The organism is Streptomyces sp. iso_384, assembly GCF_056172905.1.
Genome location: NZ_JBWBTT010000001.1, coordinates 7,373,140 through 7,389,166 on the forward strand (window position 1 = coordinate 7,373,140; position 16,027 = coordinate 7,389,166).

General features: G+C 70.9%; 15 protein-coding genes and 1 riboswitch. Of the genes, 4 read left to right on the plus strand and 11 right to left on the minus strand.

What is annotated here, in order from left to right; genetic code table 11:
- Window positions 1–12 precede the first annotated feature (12 nt).
- From AC0VY3_RS33160 to thrC, 10 genes are all read right to left on the minus strand, one after another.
- The gene (locus AC0VY3_RS33160) at window positions 13–2,031 is read right to left on the minus strand and encodes an ABC transporter ATP-binding protein (protein ID WP_475551285.1); all 2,019 of its coding nucleotides are present in this window, start codon (window positions 2,029–2,031) and stop codon (window positions 13–15) included.
- Window positions 1,988–2,470, minus strand: coding sequence for a lasso peptide biosynthesis B2 protein (locus AC0VY3_RS33165; RefSeq protein ID WP_103510495.1), 483 nt, complete (start codon window positions 2,468–2,470; stop codon window positions 1,988–1,990). Before AC0VY3_RS33165 ends, AC0VY3_RS33160 begins: the two co-directional genes overlap by 44 nt.
- On the minus strand, window positions 2,467–2,718 hold the full coding sequence (locus tag AC0VY3_RS33170) for a lasso peptide biosynthesis PqqD family chaperone (RefSeq protein ID WP_030087127.1): 252 nt from the start codon (window positions 2,716–2,718) through the stop codon (window positions 2,467–2,469). The genes AC0VY3_RS33165 and AC0VY3_RS33170 overlap by 4 nt, the downstream gene beginning before the upstream one ends.
- Window positions 2,715–4,652, minus strand: a complete 1,938-nt coding sequence (locus AC0VY3_RS33175; protein WP_103510496.1) for an asparagine synthase-related protein — start codon at window positions 4,650–4,652, stop codon at window positions 2,715–2,717. Before AC0VY3_RS33175 ends, AC0VY3_RS33170 begins: the two co-directional genes overlap by 4 nt.
- Before the next feature lie 50 nt (window positions 4,653–4,702).
- Window positions 4,703–4,825, minus strand: coding sequence for a keywimysin-related RiPP (locus tag AC0VY3_RS33180; RefSeq protein WP_018511015.1), 123 nt, complete (start codon window positions 4,823–4,825; stop codon window positions 4,703–4,705).
- A gap of 502 nt (window positions 4,826–5,327) precedes the next feature.
- Window positions 5,328–5,807, minus strand: a complete 480-nt coding sequence (locus AC0VY3_RS33185; RefSeq protein ID WP_258047257.1) for a hypothetical protein — start codon at window positions 5,805–5,807, stop codon at window positions 5,328–5,330.
- A gap of 197 nt (window positions 5,808–6,004) precedes the next feature.
- Window positions 6,005–7,627: a chaperonin GroEL gene (groL, locus tag AC0VY3_RS33190; RefSeq protein ID WP_103510497.1), complete on the minus strand. Its 1,623-nt coding sequence runs from the start codon at window positions 7,625–7,627 to the stop codon at window positions 6,005–6,007.
- Between the two features lie 401 nt (window positions 7,628–8,028).
- Window positions 8,029–8,235 (minus strand): cold-shock protein, encoded by a 207-nt coding sequence (locus tag AC0VY3_RS33195; protein ID WP_003967346.1) that lies wholly within the window; start codon window positions 8,233–8,235, stop codon window positions 8,029–8,031.
- 445 nt (window positions 8,236–8,680) lie between these two features.
- The gene (locus tag AC0VY3_RS33200; RefSeq protein ID WP_003967347.1) at window positions 8,681–8,959 is read right to left on the minus strand and encodes a MoaD/ThiS family protein; all 279 of its coding nucleotides are present in this window, start codon (window positions 8,957–8,959) and stop codon (window positions 8,681–8,683) included.
- 35 nt (window positions 8,960–8,994) lie between these two features.
- Entirely contained in the window at window positions 8,995–10,290 is a 1,296-nt protein-coding gene (thrC, locus tag AC0VY3_RS33205; protein WP_103510498.1) for a threonine synthase, read from the minus strand.
- Between the two features lie 18 nt (window positions 10,291–10,308).
- Window positions 10,309–10,436, minus strand: a riboswitch (SAM riboswitch).
- Between the two features lie 153 nt (window positions 10,437–10,589).
- Here thrC and AC0VY3_RS33210 point away from each other — a divergent pair.
- Window positions 10,590–11,540, plus strand: coding sequence for a glucosyl-3-phosphoglycerate synthase (locus AC0VY3_RS33210; RefSeq protein ID WP_475551778.1), 951 nt, complete (start codon window positions 10,590–10,592; stop codon window positions 11,538–11,540).
- 64 nt (window positions 11,541–11,604) lie between these two features.
- The gene (locus AC0VY3_RS33215) at window positions 11,605–12,996 is read left to right on the plus strand and encodes an alpha,alpha-trehalose-phosphate synthase (UDP-forming) (protein WP_475551286.1); all 1,392 of its coding nucleotides are present in this window, start codon (window positions 11,605–11,607) and stop codon (window positions 12,994–12,996) included.
- A gap of 55 nt (window positions 12,997–13,051) precedes the next feature.
- Here AC0VY3_RS33215 and otsB read toward each other — a convergent pair whose 3' ends face one another.
- On the minus strand, window positions 13,052–13,903 hold the full coding sequence (gene otsB / locus AC0VY3_RS33220; protein WP_103510500.1) for a trehalose-phosphatase: 852 nt from the start codon (window positions 13,901–13,903) through the stop codon (window positions 13,052–13,054).
- 198 nt (window positions 13,904–14,101) lie between these two features.
- Between otsB and AC0VY3_RS33225 the strand changes: the two genes are divergently transcribed.
- Together AC0VY3_RS33225 and AC0VY3_RS33230 are read left to right on the plus strand one after the other, a co-directional pair.
- Window positions 14,102–15,046, plus strand: coding sequence for an ABC transporter ATP-binding protein (locus tag AC0VY3_RS33225; RefSeq protein WP_103510501.1), 945 nt, complete (start codon window positions 14,102–14,104; stop codon window positions 15,044–15,046).
- Window positions 15,043–16,017, plus strand: coding sequence for an ABC transporter permease (locus AC0VY3_RS33230; protein WP_242736802.1), 975 nt, complete (start codon window positions 15,043–15,045; stop codon window positions 16,015–16,017). The genes AC0VY3_RS33225 and AC0VY3_RS33230 overlap by 4 nt, the downstream gene beginning before the upstream one ends.
- Window positions 16,018–16,027: the final 10 nt, after the last annotated feature.

Consider the following 16,027-nt stretch of genomic DNA (forward strand, 5'->3'; position numbering starts at 1 on the left):
GCCGCCGAACCGTCATCGCGCCGCATCCGCCGCAACCGCCGTATCCGCCACGTCCCCCGTGTCCGCCGTGTCCGCCGTATCCGCCAAGTCCGCCGTATCCGCCACGTCCACCGTGTCCGCCGCCAGTTGCGTCGTCGCCAGCTCGCGGTACAGGTCGTCCCCGGCGATCAACTCCTCGTGCGTGCCCGCCGTACGGACCCGGCCCTCCTCCAGGACCACGATCCGGTCGGCATGACGGACCGTGGACAGGCGGTGCGCGATCACCAACACCGTTGTCCGCTCGGCCATTTCGAGGATGACATCGCGCAGCGCCTGCTCGTTGACCGCGTCCAGTTGCGAGGTCACCTCGTCGAGGAGGAGCAGCCGGGGGCGGCGCAGCAGGGCGCGGGCGATGGCGATCCGCTGGCGTTCGCCGCCGGAGAGCGTGACGCCCCGGTGGCCGACCGCCGTGTCCAGGCCGTCCGGCAACCGGTCGACCAGGGCGTCCAGGCGGGTGCGGGTCACCGCGTCCTCCAGCGCCTTGCCCTCCGCATTCGGGGCGGCGAAGAGGAGGTTCTCGCGGAGGGTCCCGGCCAGGACCGGGGCGTCCTGCTCCACGTACGCGAGCGAGGCGCGCAGCTCGGCCAGCGGCCAGTCGCGGATGTCCCGGCCGTCCACGGTGATGGTGCCGCCGTCGTGGTCGTAGAACCGTTCCAGCAGGCTGAACACCGTCGACTTGCCCGCACCGGACGGGCCCACCAGCGCGACGAGTCCACCGGCCGGAACGTCGAACGTCACCCCCTTGTGGGCGGGGGCGCGCTCGTCCCCGTACCCGAAGGTCACGTCCTGGAAGGTGACCCCGAGCGGGGTGCCCTCCCGCCGCACGGCCCCGGGGCCGGTGGAGGTCTCACCCGGCAGCGACTCCACCTCGTCGATCCTGCGCACCGCCGCGAGGCCGCTCTGCAGGCCCGTCCAGCCCTCGACCAGGCCGCCGATCGGACCCATCAGGTAGAAGAGGTAGAGCAGGAACGCGATCAGTGAGGAGATCTCCAGCGAGCCCGACGCGACCCGCGCTCCGCCGACGCCCAGCACGGCCAGGAAGGCCAGTTGGATCGACATCATCATCGTGACGTCCGAGACCGAGGACCACTTCGCCACCGAGACGCCCCGGTCGTGCGCGCGCCGGGCCGCCTCCGCGACCGCCGCCGTCTCCCGCTCCTCGGCACCGCTCGCCTTGACCGTTCGGAACGCCTGGAGCACCCGGTCCAGGGCCGCGCCCATCGCCCCGACGGACTCCTGCGCCCGGAGCTGCGCGCGCTGAATACGCGGCATGAGCAAGGCCGTTACGGCTCCGATGCCGACGATGACGACCAGCGTCACGCCCAGCAGCGTCACGTCCATGTACGCCATGAACGCGACCGTTCCCAGCAGCATCAGCACGCTGTTGAACGACTCGACCAGGCCGCTGGAGAGGACCGTCCGGAGGAGAGTGGTGTCGCTGGTCACCCGGGACTGCAGGTCCCCGGGGGTGAGCCGGTCCACCGCCGGCACCTTCAACCGCATGATGCGGCCCACGAGTTGGTTGCGGGCCCGGAGCACCACGCCTTCTCCCGTACGGGCCATGAGGTAGCGCCCGTACGCGGAGATGCAGGCTCCGGCGAGTACGAGGGCGGTCAGCGCGACGAGCGGGGCCACGGGCGAGCGGTCGGCGGCGAACGCGTCGACGGCGTACTTCGCCATCAGCGGCATCGCCAGGCCGGCCGCGGAGCCGGTGAGCGAGAGGAGGCCCGCGCGGATCAGTACGCCCCGGTGCGGGCGGACCCGGGCCAGGAGGAGGCGGAGGGGGGACGGGCCGGTCCTGCCCTGATCGGGGTTCCCGGTGGTCTCCGTGCGGGACCCACCGGCCGGTCCCTCGGGGACCGCCGCCTCCCCGGCGGGCCGCCCGGGCCCTACCGGCTCACCGGGCCTTACCGGCTCACCGGCGGGCCCCACCGCCGTCCCCGCGTCCTCAGACCCTCTGCCCGCTTCCGTCGTCCCCGACACCGCGCTCATCCCGTACCCCTCCGCCTGCCGCGACCGCCTCCGCCGTCACCACCATCAAGGGACGCAGATCCGCCGGTTCCGCCTGTTCCCCGACCGTACGGCCCTCCGCCTGCAGCCACGCATGCGGGGCGAACGGTGGGGCCGACCGCACCCCGGCGCACCAGTCGGGCCAGACGCCGGACATCCGGCAGGCCAGGGCGACGGCGACCGAGCGGGGCAGGCAGCCGTAACGGCTCGCGCAGCGGCGGCTGGTGGTGACGACCGCCTCCAGCACCTCCAGCGTCTCCGCGTACGAGGCCGGGCGCGCGCCCCGGGCGCACCTGGCCAGCACCCGGCGCAGCCGTCCGGGCTTCAGGCGGGCCAGGACGAACGCGGCGACGATGGCCGTGCGCAGCCGCACCCCGCCCGCTCCCGCACCCCGGCGCGGCATCGTCATCTCGGTGGTCATGGGCGCAGGATCTTCGCGTCGACGAGCTGCCGGGTCAGTTCCGCGACGTCCGACTCCGCCTCGGCTCGCTCGACGTCGAACGCGGCGAGGATCCGCTCCACGGCGATGTCGGGGGTGTGTCCGGCGGCGAGGGTGTCGACGACGATGATGCTGGTGTCGTTCAACTGCCAGTAGCTGCCGTCCTTTTCGTCGAGGAGGACGCCGCCGTACTCGGTGGTCGTGACGGCGATGCCTTTTCTGAGCTTCACAGGGTTGCCTCGCTGGTCCTGGAGGTGCGGTGGGGTGGCGGCGACGGTGCCGGTGACGGTGGCGGCCAGGCGTTCTCGGCGGTGCGGAGCCAGGTCTCGCCGGCCACGGTGGAGCTGATGGAGTGCTCGACCAGGACCGGCGAGAAGGGTTCGGCGGCGAGCCGGAGAAGGTGGCGGGAGTCGACCAGGCCGCGTTCGGCGAGTCGCGATCCCGTCCACAGGCCGGCCAGTTCCGAGGCGTGTTGACGCAGGCCCTGGTGCTCGTCGGAGGACATGTGGTCCTTCGTCGTGCGGGCAGACAGCGCGTCCGGGACCACACCGCGCATCGCCTCGACGAGCAGCGGCTTGTAGCGCCACGGGCTGATGCGCTCCGCCAGGCGTACGGCGAGGGTCGCCTCCAGGACCCGGTCGTCGTAGAAGGGCGCGGCGACCGGCAGCCCGATCGTCATGCCGATGTCCTCCATCGCCTGGAAGTGCCGGGCCCCCATCCGTACGGCGTCGATGTCGACGTGCCGTCCGCGCCACGGGTCGATCGGCTCGGCGTGCTCGGCGGCGGCCCGGAACTCCTCGGTGATCAGGGCGTTCGCGTGGTCCGTGAACCAGGGGCGCAGCGACTGCCGTACGCCCCAGGAGAGCAGCGGTGTACGGGTGACCGGCTGGGGTTCGGCGGTGATCGCGCCCGCGAGCCAGCGGGGGAACGTGGAGCGGCTCAGCAGGGCCTTCAGCGTCGGCAGGAGCGGCCAGCCGAGTTGGTGGCGCAGGCCGCCGAGGTGGTTCCAGGCGGTGAGCGGGTTGCCGTGGAAGAGGTCCTGGTAGGCGTGGGGCAGGCCGAGGAAGAGTTCGTCGCCGCCGTAGCCGGTGAGGTGGTAGCGCGAGCCGGTGGCGTAGGCACGGCTCAGGAGCAGGTGCGCGCGGGCCCGGCCGGGGGCCACGGGGAGCGGTTCGTCGTTCAACTCGTCCGCGGTGGAGGCGAGATCGGCGTAGAAGTAGGGGGCGTCGTCGGCGGGGACGATGTGGTGGTCCAGGCCGGTGACGCCGCCGGCCTTCCGCGTCGCCTCGCCGCCTCGCGCAGCCTCCACCGCTCTGCGCGCCCAGGTCTCGTCCTCGCTGTAGCGGTCGCGGGCGGCGACGGTGAGCAGGGAGAGTTCGGCGGGGCCGGTCGCGTGGGCGGCGAAGGTGAGGGCCGTGGAGTCCATGCCGCCGGACAGCTCGCAGCTGATCCGGTCCAGGCCGCCGACATGGGCCCGTACCGAGGCGGCGATGGCGTCGCCGAGTGCCCGGGCCCCTTCGGCCAGCGAGAGTTCGGCGGGCGGCGGCTCCCACCAGCGGTGCTCCGTGGGGCCGGGGACGGCGGCCGTGCCCGGTGCTGCGACGGGCAGGGCCAGGCCGTACCCGGCGCCGGTCTCGTGCACGCCGCGCCACACGACGCGGCGGCTCAGGGGGTGCGGCAGGAAGTCGAGCATGCGCAGGGCCAGTGCGCCGTCGTCCAGGGGCGCGCCGATCAGGCGGGCGAGGACGGCGGCCCGGTCGGAGGCGATGGTTCCGGCCTCCGGGTGCCGGGCGTGGTAGATCCGGCGCAGCCCGGAGGCGGTGCCCCGGATCCAGGTCTCTCCGGAGAGCTGGGCGATCACATGGTGGAGGCCGGGCAGCCGGGCGAGACGGCGTTCCAGGCCGGCCCGGTCGCGTGCCCCCTCCAGCAGACCGGAGAGCACGGCGTCGGAGACCCGGTCCGGGCCGATGAGCACGAGGGCGTCGCCGCCCCGGCGGAGGTGGCTCACCTCGCGGACCAGCGGGCGGGCGAGGATCCAGGGCCGCCCGGATGCGTGGGCGACCACCGGCGCCCCGCCCGCCCCCGGAGGAAGCTGCCCGGCCACCGCCGCTCCCGCCACGCTGTCCGGCAGGACGACGAAGTAGTCACGCAGTTGGCCGGGCATGTTCACCTTCCGGAAGTTCTCGTACGACGCACTGGAAACCGGGGGCCGGATCAGATGATGCGGCGGACCCAGTACTCCTTGTACGAGCCGTAGAAGTAACCGGCGGTCTTCTTCGAAAAGTCGCCCTGCTTGAACAGCGACGGCTTCACGTAAGCCTTCTTCTGCTGCTTCATGACACCTTCCCTTCTGTGCGGTTGACGACCGTTATGCCCAACTTGCGTCTGCATAACTGAAGTTATTCGTGCGACTGGTGTTCACCACGTGAACACCAGAGCCATCATGTCCCGCTGCCGATCCGGTACGCATGATTCCGACTTACCGTGCGAAGTTGGCTGGATAGCGTGAGGGCCGAGGCCTGGGCGCAGGGCCGCTGCGGGCCTCTCCACGGGACCGCGGGGCACCGACCGGTCGGCATGTGCAGTCGCACAGCACCGGGGTGCGACGAGGCAGTGGACTGGACCAATGGCTGTACGCGACGGCCCGACCGGGCACTGAGCTGCCAAGAGAGCCGGCGGCATCCGACGGAACGGAGGAACCACGGCGGGCGAGGGCCCGGCAGCCCGCGCGGCGGCCCTACCTCACCGGTCGCCGGCGCGCCACCGACATCGCCGAAACCGGGTGAACCCGCGGTGCGGTACGGCACCGGGCGCTACAAGTACGCATTCGGCCACACGCCTACCGGCTGCGCAGCCGGTAGCCGCCCCAGGCCGCCGCTCCCGCCCCCAGCAGCAGCGGGATCATTCCGTAGCCGACGACCGTCGAGGAGTGGGCGTACCACCGTCCGCCGTCGAACACCTGGGCCGCGGTGATGGTCTCGGGGTCGTTGCGACCGTCGTGGTCGGCGAAGAGGATCCTGACGCGCTGGATATCCGCCGGCTCGGGCGTGCCGTCCACATGGGCGCGCAGCGACTCCAGGGCCACCCTCTTGCGCTCCGCGTCGTTGGCGCGCTGCTGGGCCGGGCTCTCGCCGAAGCAGTGCCGGACGGTCTGCCCCTTCTTCGTACGCGTGTCGTGGCAGCCGATCCGGCCGAAGGTCTCGACCCGCATGCCGAGGGCGCCGGAGAGCCCCGTCCCGGTCACCACGACGCACAGCCCCAGCACGAACAGCACGGCCCCGCCCAGCACGAACGAGGCCCCCTTCCAGTCCCTGGTCATCCCGTCCCCGTCCCCCGTTCTCGCGGCGACCGGTCCACCGGCCCCCGACCCCCGGCGCATTCTTCCAGCGCGGCCGGAAACGCCACAGGGGCGGCACCTCCGTGAAGGAGATGCCGCCCCTGTGGGACGTACTGCGCACGTACGGGGACGTACGCGGAACTTCGATCAGGCGGGGAGGCCGGAGCCTCCGTGGCTGATCAGAAGTCCATGTCACCGCCCGGCATGCCGCCCGGAGCGGCCGTGCCGGCCTTCTCGGGCTTGTCGGCGATGACGGCCTCGGTGGTGAGGAAGAGCGCGGCGATGGACGCGGCGTTCTGCAGGGCGGAGCGCGTGACCTTCGCCGGGTCGAGAATGCCCTCGGCGATCATGTCGACGTACTCGCCGGTCGCGGCGTTGAGGCCGTGGCCGATCGGCAGGTTGCGGACCTTCTCCACGACGACGCCACCCTCGAGACCACCGTTGACGGCGATCTGCTTGAGCGGGGCCTCCAGCGCGAGCTTCACGGCGTTGGCGCCGGTCGCCTCGTCGCCCGTGAGGTCGAGCTTCTCGAAGACGGCCGAGGCCTGGAGCAGAGCCACGCCACCACCGGCGACGATGCCCTCCTCGACGGCGGCCTTGGCGTTGCGCACCGCGTCCTCGATGCGGTGCTTGCGCTCCTTGAGCTCCACCTCGGTGGCGGCGCCGGCCTTGATGACGGCCACGCCGCCGGCCAGCTTCGCGAGGCGCTCCTGGAGCTTCTCGCGGTCGTAGTCCGAGTCGGAGTTCTCGATCTCGGCACGGATCTGGTTGACGCGACCCTGAACCTGGTCGCTGTCACCGGCACCGTCGACGATCGTGGTCTCGTCCTTGGTGATGACGACCTTGCGGGCGCGGCCGAGCAGGTCCAGGCCGGCGTTCTCCAGCTTGAGACCGACCTCCTCGGAGATCACGGTGCCACCGGTGAGGATGGCGATGTCCGCGAGCATGGCCTTGCGGCGGTCGCCGAAGCCCGGGGCCTTGACGGCGACGGACTTGAACGTGCCCTTGATCTTGTTGACGACCAGGGTGGAGAGCGCCTCGCCCTCGACGTCCTCGGCGATGATCAGCAGGGGCTTGCCCGACTGCATGACCTTCTCCAGCAGCGGGATCAGGTCCTTGACGCTGCCGATCTTCGAGTTGACGATCAGGATGTACGGGTCGTCGAGCGACGCCTCCATACGCTCCATGTCGGTGGCGAAGTACGCCGAGATGTAGCCCTTGTCGAAGCGCATACCCTCGGTGAGCTCCAGCTCCAGACCGAAGGTCTGGGACTCCTCGACGGTGATGACGCCTTCCTTGCCGACCTTGTCCATCGCCTCGGCGATCTTGGCGCCGATCTCGGTGTCGGCGGCGGAGATGGAGGCGGTCGAAGCGATCTGCTCCTTGGTCTCCACGTCCTTGGCCTGCTCCAGCAGAGCGGCGGAGACGGCCTCGACGGCCTTCTCGATGCCGCGCTTGAGGGCCATCGGGTTGGCGCCTGCGGCGACGTTGCGCAGACCCTCGCGGACGAGAGCCTGAGCCAGAACGGTGGCGGTGGTCGTACCGTCGCCGGCGACGTCGTCCGTCTTCTTGGCGACCTCCTTGACCAGCTCCGCACCGATCTTCTCGTACGGGTCCTCGAGCTCGATCTCCTTGGCGATGGAAACACCATCGTTGGTGATCGTGGGCGCGCCCCACTTCTTCTCGAGGACGACGTTACGGCCCTTGGGGCCGAGGGTGACCTTGACGGCGTCGGCGAGCTGGTTCATCCCGCGCTCGAGACCGCGCCGTGCCTCCTCGTCGAACGCGATGATCTTGGCCATGTGAAGTGGTCCTCCCGGACAGGGGTGGATTTCTCCGGACCGAGAGGCGCCCGCGACGGACGGCCTGCGTGCGTGGTGGTTCCTTGCCCCACCGCGCCTGCGGGCCTCACCGGCCCGGTCCAAGTTTCTGTCACTCTCACCTGGAGAGTGCTAACGCCAATGATTAGCACTCGACCCCTGCGAGTGCAAGCGTCCCTCGTCGGATGTGGACATCGGCGGCGTCGGATGTGGACATCGGCGGCGTCGGATGCGGACGGCGGCGACGTCGGATGCGGACGGCGGCGCGCCCCCGGCGACCGGGTCGCCGGACCGGGTCGCCGGACGCGCGTAGGGCCCGATCCCCTGATCCGGGGTTCGGGCCCTACGTGCGTGAGTGGTGTCGTCGGACGACCGCGCCGAGCTCAGCCGACGGCGAGCTTGACCATGTCGGCCTGGGGCCCCTTCTGGCCCTGCGAGATCTCGAATTCAACTCGCTGACCCTCTTCGAGGGTGCGGTACCCGTCCATCTGGATCGCGCTGTAGTGGACGAAAACATCCGCACCACCGTCGACCGCGATGAAGCCGTACCCCTTCTCCGCGTTGAACCACTTGACGGTGCCCTGAGCCATGCCTAACTCCCCTATTACTGGCCCTTGCACGGGACCGCACTTCGCGGACCCGGGTCGGAACTCACCCTCCGACAGGAGAGGGTGTGCGGCGCCGCAGCGCGTCGACCGCGGCCGAATGTATCCGCCCAACTGCCCTCTGCAACAGGTCAATCGGACGAGAATTCTGGGCGCGGGAGAACACGCGAATATGCGGGTTTGCTGAGATTTACGGGCAAGTCGGGCCAGGCAAAGGGCACTTATGCCACAAGAGGTTCACGCACTTTGGCTGCTTCTTATCGGGGCCGGGCGCATTCTCATATGCGGGCGGCACGGGCAGCGGATGGGGCTTCCCCAACTGTACCGTGCTCAACCATGCAGAATTGCCCCCTCCGCTTCTCTCGCGGAGGGGGCAATCGTGGTCACACAGAGGTGCGGTGGGGGCCGCCGTGGGACGGCCCGGGGCGGTTCAGCAGCCGCCGGCGACCGCGGGGATGATCGAGACGCCCGCGCCGTCCGGCGTGGCCGCGTCCAGTCCGCCCTCGAAGCGCACGTCGTCGTCGTTGACGTACACGTTCACGAAGCGGCGCAGCTTGCCCTGGTCGTCCAGGACGCGGGCGGCGATGCCCGGGTGGTCCTTCTCCAGGGACTCGATGACCTCGGAGAGCTTCGCGCCCTCCGCCGGGACCTCGGCCTGGCCGCCCGTGTACGTGCGGAGGATGGTGGGGATGCGGACCTTGACGCTCATGGTGGATGCCCTTCTCTTCCTGCGGTCTGGGGTGGTCAGGCGGAGGCGAGGCCCGCGGCGCGGAACGCGTCCAGGCTCGGCTTGATGGTCGCCGTGGCCTGCGAGGTCGCGGAGACCGCGTCGAGCGTCTTGAGCCCGTCGCCGGTGTTCAGGACGACCGTGGTGAGCGTCGGGTCGATGACGCCGGCCTCGATCAGCTTCTTCGTCACACCGAGCGTCACCCCGCCCGCCGTCTCGCCGAAGATGCCCTCGGTGCGCGCCAGCAGCTTGATCGCGTCGACGACCTGCTCGTCGTTCACGTCCTCCACCGCGCCGCCGGTGCGGCGGGCGATGTCCAGGACGTACGGGCCGTCGGCCGGGTTGCCGATGGCCAGCGACTTGGCGATGGTGTTCGGCTTCTGGGGCCGTACGACGTCGTGACCGGCCTTGAAGGCGGCGGAGACCGGGGAGCAGCCCTCGGCCTGGGCGCCGAAGATCTTGTACGGCTTGTCCTCGACGAGGCCGAGCTTGATCAGCTCCTGGAGCCCCTTGTCGATCTTCGTGAGCTGGGAGCCGGACGCGATCGGGATGACGATCTGGTCGGGCAGCCGCCAGCCGAGCTGCTCGCAGATCTCGTACGCCAGCGTCTTGGAACCCTCGCCGTAGTACGGGCGGAGGTTGACGTTGACGAAGCCCCAGCCCTCGCCGAGCGGGTCGCCGATGAGCTCGGAGCAGAAGCGGTTGACGTCGTCGTAGTTGCCCTCGATGCCGACCAGTTCACCGCCGTACACCGCGGCCATGACGACCTTGCCCTGCTCCAGGTCGTGCGGGATGAACACGCAGGAGCGCAGTCCGGCACGGGCGGCGGCGGCGCCGACGGCTCCGGCCAGGTTGCCCGTGGAGGAGCAGGAGAGGGTGGTGAAGCCGAAGGCGCGGGCGGCCTCGACGGCGATCGCGACGACGCGGTCCTTGAAGGAGTGCGTCGGGTTGCCGGAGTCGTCCTTCACGTACAGGCCGCCGGTGACGCCCAGCTCACGGGCGAGGTTGTCGGCCTTGACCAGCTTGGTGAAGCCGGGGTTGATGTTGGGCTTCTCCGCGACGTCGGAGGGCACCGGCAGCAGCGGTGCGTAGCGCCAGATGTTGTTCGGACCGGCCTCGATGCGCTTCCGCAGCTCCTCCGGGGAGCCGGTGGGCAGGTCGTAGGCCACTTCCAGCGGTCCGAAACAGGACGCACAGGCGAAAAGCGGGCCGAGCTCGAAACGCTCGCCGCACTCGCGGCAGGAAAGCGCCGCGGCGGGACCGAGGTCCACGGGGGCGGTGGTGGCAGTACCTGCAACGGTCTGAACAGCCATGATGGCGGAGGCCCTTTCTCCTCATCTTCCTTGCGACGCATTTCGCCACAAGACGGAATTGGCACCTTCCCCACCGTGACCTCGCGGTCGGCAGGAGGGTTGCCGGGACTTCAACGGGCCGTTCCCTCAGTCCCTCTGGATGAGCTCTATGGCGCTGGATCTTCGATCCAGGCGTTTATGTGCGGTCCGACCCCGACATGCGACGGCCATACGCGTTGTTCAAGACTGTAACCGAAGCATCGGACCGTTGAGATAGTCGTCCGAACCGCGAGATGGATCACACACAGGGAGTGCCGACCGTGCTCGAAGAGGTGGAACGCTGGCTGACCAGGCGTTCCTGGTCGTCCGGCGACCGCCCGCTGAACCGGCTCACCGACGCCCGGAACGCCGATCCGCGCGTCACGTCGGTGAGCGTCGTGCTGCCCGCGCTGAACGAGGAGGCCACGGTCGGCACGATCGTGGCGACGATCCGCCGGGAGCTGATGGAGAAGGTCCGGCTGGTCGACGAACTCGTGGTGATCGACTCCGGCTCCACCGACGCCACCGCCGCCGTGGCGCGGGCGGCGGGCGCCCGGGTGGTCCACCGGGACGCGATCCTGCCCCGGATCCCGCCCCTGCCCGGCAAGGGCGAGGTGCTGTGGCGGTCGCTCCTGGTGACCAGCGGCGAGATCGTCTGCTTCGTCGACGCCGACCTCAAGGACTTCTCGGCGGACTTCGTCTCGGGCACGGTCGGGCCGCTGCTCACCGATCCGGCCGTCCAGTTCGTCAAGGCGATGTACGACCGCCCGCTCGGCGACAGCGCGGGGCAGGGCGGTCGCGTCACCGAACTGGTGGCACGCCCGCTGCTCAATCTGCACTGGCCGCAGCTGGCCGGATTCGTACAGCCGCTGGGCGGCGAGTACGCGGTGCGGCGGTCCCTGCTGGAGCGACTGCCGTTCCCGGTCGGTTACGGAGTGGAGCTGGGCCTGCTGGTCGACGCGCTGCACACGGTGGGCCTGGACGCGCTGGGCCAGGTCGACGTCGGCGTGCGCATCCACCGCCACCAGGACGGGCAGGCGCTGGGCCGGATGGCGGCGGCGATCTACCGCACGGCGCAGCTGCGGCTCTCCCGGGGCCATCTGGTGCGGCCCGCGCTGACCCAGTTCGAGCGCGGCGAGGACGGTTTCGTGCCGCGCACCCATGCGGTGGACACGGAGGAGCGGCCGCCGATGCGGGAGATCGCGGAGTACGCGGAGCGCCACGCGGCGTGAGCGGGTGGGGCGCGTGCCCCTCCGAGGCGTTTGACGGCTTCCCGAACGGGCTAGGTTCCGCTACATGGTCTCCGAGCACACGTCTTCCTCGAATGCCCAGGTTCTCGTCGCGTCCAACCGCGGCCCGATCACGTACACGCTCGGCGAGGACGGGACGCTGGACTCCAAGCGCGGCGGCGGCGGTCTCGTCTCCGGGCTGAGCGCCGTCGACGACAAGCTGTGGGTCTGCGCGGCCCTCGGCGACGGGGACCGCGAGGCGGTGCGCCGCGGAGTCGGCGAGGAGGGCGTCCGGATGCTCGACATCGACGCCGAGGTGCACGCCGACGCGTACAACGGCATCGCGAACTCGGTGCTGTGGTTCGTCCACCACCTGCTGTACCAGACCCCCGTCGAGCCGGTCTTCGACACGGAGTTCCGGCGGCAGTGGGCGGCGTACGAGACGTACAACCGGGCCTTCGCCGAGGCGCTGGCCCAGGAGGCGGGGCCGGGGGCGGCGGTCCTGGTCCAGGACTACCACCTGGCCCTGGTCCCCGGCATGCTCCGCGAGCTGCGCCCGGACCTGAGGATCGGCCACTTCTCGCACACCCCGTGGGCCCCGGTGGACTACTTCCGGCTGCTGCCCGACGACATCGCGGAACAGCTGCTGCGCGGCATCCTCGGCGCGGACCGGGCCGCGTTCCTGACCCGGCGCTGGGCGGACGCGTTCATCGGCTGCTGTACGGAGATCCTCGGCGGCACGGGCCGGACCAGGATCGGGGTGCACGGGCTGGGGGCCGACGCGGACTTCCTGCGCCGCCGCTCGCACGAGGCGGACGTGGACGAGCGGATGGCGGCCCTGCGGGAGCAGGTGGGCGAGGACAGGAAGACCATCGTCCGGGTGGACCGCACCGAGCTGTCCAAGAACATCGTGCGCGGCCTGCACGCGTACCGGACGCTGCTGGAGACCCGCCCCGAATGGCGCGGGCGCGTCGTCCACATCGCCTTCGCCTACCCCTCCCGCCAGGACCTCTCCGTCTACCGGGACTACACGGCGGCGGTGCAGACTCTGGCTACGGAGATCAACGCGGCGTACGGCACGGAGAGCTGGACCCCGGTGATTCTCCACGTCAAGGACGACTTCGCCCGCTCGCTGGCCGCGTACCGGCTGGCGGACGTGGCTCTGGTCAACCCGATCCGCGATGGCATGAACCTGGTCGCCAAGGAGGTGCCCGTCGTCTCCGACCACGGCTGCGCGCTGGTGCTGTCGCGGGAGGCCGGGGCGTACGAGGAACTGGGCGAGGACGCGATCGTGGTGAACCCGTACGACGTGACGGGCACGGCGGAGGCCCTGCACGAGGCGCTGACGATGAGCGGGGACGAGCGGTCGGGACGCACGAAGCGGCTCGCGGAGGCGGCGACCGCGCTCCCGCCGCAGCAGTGGTTCCTGGACCAGCTGGAGGCGCTGCGGCAGGAGTGAGGGGCTTCGCCCGCACGCCTCGGAGTCGGTCCGCCGGGGCTGCCGCTCCGGCCGCCTACAGGCGGTCCGCCAGGGCTGCCAGGAAGTCCACCACCGCGGCCGGGCCCGGCACCGACAGGTCGGCGCGCTCGGCCAGTTCGGGCACCTCGGCGCTGCCGCTGCACACCAGGAGACCGGGGATGCCGTCCGGGCCCTCGCTCCGCAGCTTCTCCACCGCGGCGAACGCGGCGAGGTCCCCGAGGTCGTCGCCCGCGTAGATCACGGACTCCGCGTCCAGCTCGGCGACGAACCCGGCGAGCGCGACGCCCTTGTCCATGCCGGGCGGGCGCAATTCCAGGACCAGGCGGCCCGGTTCGACGATCAGCCCGTGCTGCGCGGCCAGCTCGCCGAGAGGTCCGCGCAGCGTCTCGAAGACCGCCTGCGGGTCCTCGGCGCGCCGGGTGTGCACGGCCACGGCCTGCCCCTTCTCCTCGATCCAGGTGCCGTTCCACGCGCCGAACTCGTGCAGTACGCCGGGGAGTTCGGCGCGTACGGCGGTGACGCCCGGATGCGGGGCGGGCGCGTGGACGGTGCCGGTGACGGCGTCCCAGCGCTCGGCCCCGTAATGTCCGAGCACGACGAGGTGCTCCAGACCGGGGACGCCCGCGAAGCCGCCGTAGCGCACGGCGACGCCCGCCGGGCGGCCGGTGATCACGGCGATCGCGGCGACCTTCGGCGCGAGCGCGGCGAGCGCCTCGACGGTCCCGGGGTGGGCGCGGGCCTGCTCGGGGTCCGGGACGATGTCGGCGAGCGTGCCGTCGAAGTCGAGGGCGACGACCGCACGGTCGGGCCGGGCCAGAACGGCGTCGAGCCCCTCGCGGCCGGCCGGGGTGGTCGGGTTCGGAAGACTTTCCGGGTGACTGCCCATGGGGCGAGCCTAGCGGGTGCGAGGCCCCGGCCGCCGGGATCGGCCCCGACCGGAGCGCCCCCCGGCACACTCACCTCCCTCCCGCCCTCCCCCCTCCCCGACCTGCCGCGCTTGACAGCCATTCCCTCACGACTCCATGATTCCATTAATTGATTCATGGAATCACGATCACGGATTCACGGAACCGAGGTGAGGCGCGTGGCACACACGAGCACCCCGAACGCGACGTCCGGCAGCTGGGCACTGGAAGCCCGCGGCCTGGGCAAGCGCTACCGGCGCGGCTGGGCGCTGCGCGACTGCTCCTTCCGGATCCCGGCCGGCCGCATCTGCGGCCTGGTCGGCCCGAACGGAGCAGGCAAGAGCACCCTGCTCGGGCTGGCGACCCGACAGGTGCAGCCGACCACCGGCGAGCTGCGGATCTTCGGCGTACCGGTCGACGACCCCGCTGTGATGCCCACCTTCGCGTTCCTCGGGCAGGAGAAGCCGCTGTTCAAGCGGTTCACCGTGGCCGAGACCCTGCGGATGGGCGCCGAGCTGAACCCCGGCTGGGACGCGGTGGCGGCGGAGCGGATCGTCCGCTCGGGCAATGTCCCGCTCGACGCGCGGGTCGGCACGCTCTCCGGCGGTCAGCGCACCCGCGTGGCCTTCGCGCTGGCCTTCGGCAAGCGGCCCGACCTGCTGCTCCTGGACGAGCCGATGTCGGACCTCGACCCGCTGGCCCGCGACGAGATGAGCACCCTGCTGATGGCGGAGGCCGTCGAACGCGGCACCACGGTGGTGATGTCCTCGCACATGCTGACCGAGCTGGAGGACATGTGCGACTACCTGCTGGTGGTCGCCGAAGGCCGGATCCGGATGGCCGGTGACGCCGACGCGCTGGTCCCGGCCCACGCCCTGGTCACCGGCGTGGCCCGGGACGGCGCGCTGCCGCCCGAGCTCGACCACCACACGGTCGTCGAAACCCGCCTCCAGGGACGGCAGTTCCAGGCGATGATCCGGCCGAAGGGCCCGCTCCCGGCCGACTGGGAGACGGCCGAACCCTCCTTGGAGGAAGTCCTCCTCGCCCATCTCCGCTCCCCGGACGCGCCCTCCCTCTACACCCAGGGCGCCCGCGTCGAGGCCGAAGGGACCCAGGCCGCATGAGCACCACCCTCACCGACAAGCCCTCCGAGATCAGCTCCGGGCGCCGCCTGCTGCGCGGCATGCCATGGCTCGTCGTACGCCAGCACCGGGTCGCGCTGGCCTGCGTCCTCGGCCTCACCCTGCTGACCTCGCTGTGGATCCTGTACGAGCGCAACGAACTGGTGCAGTTGCTCGATGCGAAGGGCTGGCCGGAGAAGGACGCCGGACAGCCGATGGAGAACAACCGCGGCTACAACTACATCACCAGCATCATCAACGGCCTGCCGCTGATCCTCGCCGTCTTCATCGGCGCCCCGCTGATCGCGGGCGATCAGGAGAACGGCACCGCGCAGCTCGTCACCACCCAGTCCGTCACCCGCCGGCAGTGGCTGATCGCCAAGCTGGGCCTGGCCTACACCCTCGCGCTGGTCTCCGGCCTGGTGCTCTCGGTCCTGTTCACCTGGTGGTGGAAGCCGTACCGCTCCGTCTTCCTCAGCGAGTGGATCGACGGCGTCATCTTCGACAACACCGGGCCCGTCCTGCCCGCGTTCCTGCTGTTCCTCACCGCCGCGGGCATCACGATCGGCGTCCTGGTCCGCCGGGTGCTCCCGGCGATGGTGGTCACGTTCCTCTTCACGGCGATCACCACCATGTTCGTCTGGGACGAGGTACGCGTACGGCTCGGCTCCACGCAGATGTTCACGTACCCGTTGGACTCCGAACTGCCCGCCCGCTTCGGCGAGGCGTACGAGATGGACCGCTGGGTCGGCAGCGCGGACGGAACGCTGTACGGCTGGGGCACCTGCGCCGAGGCGACCGAGAAGGCGCAGAACGCGTGCATCAAGGAGCACGGCATCGTCAACAACGTCATCGAGTACCTCGACTACAGCCAGATGGCGTCGATGCAGTGGGCCGCGGCGGGCCTCCTGCTCGCCGGAACGGCCCTGCTGACGGCGTTCACCCTGTGGCGGGTCTCGCGCCGCCCTCTGTGAGCACGCCCCG

Excerpts from the sequence above, each read along its gene's own strand:
- AC0VY3_RS33160 (WP_475551285.1), bottom strand. The coding sequence starts at position 2,031 with ATGAGCGCGGTGTCGGGGACGACGGAAGCGGGCAGAGGGTCTGAGGAC.
- AC0VY3_RS33165 (WP_103510495.1), bottom strand. The coding sequence starts at position 2,470 with ATGACCACCGAGATGACGATGCCGCGCCGGGGTGCGGGAGCGGGCGGG.
- AC0VY3_RS33175 (WP_103510496.1), bottom strand. The coding sequence starts at position 4,652 with ATGCCCGGCCAACTGCGTGACTACTTCGTCGTCCTGCCGGACAGCGTG.
- AC0VY3_RS33180 (WP_018511015.1), bottom strand. The coding sequence starts at position 4,825 with ATGAAGCAGCAGAAGAAGGCTTACGTGAAGCCGTCGCTGTTCAAGCAG.
- AC0VY3_RS33185 (WP_258047257.1), bottom strand. The coding sequence starts at position 5,807 with ATGACCAGGGACTGGAAGGGGGCCTCGTTCGTGCTGGGCGGGGCCGTG.
- groL (WP_103510497.1), bottom strand. The coding sequence starts at position 7,627 with ATGGCCAAGATCATCGCGTTCGACGAGGAGGCACGGCGCGGTCTCGAG.
- AC0VY3_RS33195 (WP_003967346.1), bottom strand. The coding sequence starts at position 8,235 with ATGGCTCAGGGCACCGTCAAGTGGTTCAACGCGGAGAAGGGGTACGGC.
- AC0VY3_RS33200 (WP_003967347.1), bottom strand. The coding sequence starts at position 8,959 with ATGAGCGTCAAGGTCCGCATCCCCACCATCCTCCGCACGTACACGGGC.
- thrC (WP_103510498.1), bottom strand. The coding sequence starts at position 10,290 with ATGGCTGTTCAGACCGTTGCAGGTACTGCCACCACCGCCCCCGTGGAC.
- AC0VY3_RS33215 (WP_475551286.1), top strand. The coding sequence starts at position 11,605 with ATGGTCTCCGAGCACACGTCTTCCTCGAATGCCCAGGTTCTCGTCGCG.
- otsB (WP_103510500.1), bottom strand. The coding sequence starts at position 13,903 with ATGGGCAGTCACCCGGAAAGTCTTCCGAACCCGACCACCCCGGCCGGC.
- AC0VY3_RS33230 (WP_242736802.1), top strand. The coding sequence starts at position 15,043 with ATGAGCACCACCCTCACCGACAAGCCCTCCGAGATCAGCTCCGGGCGC.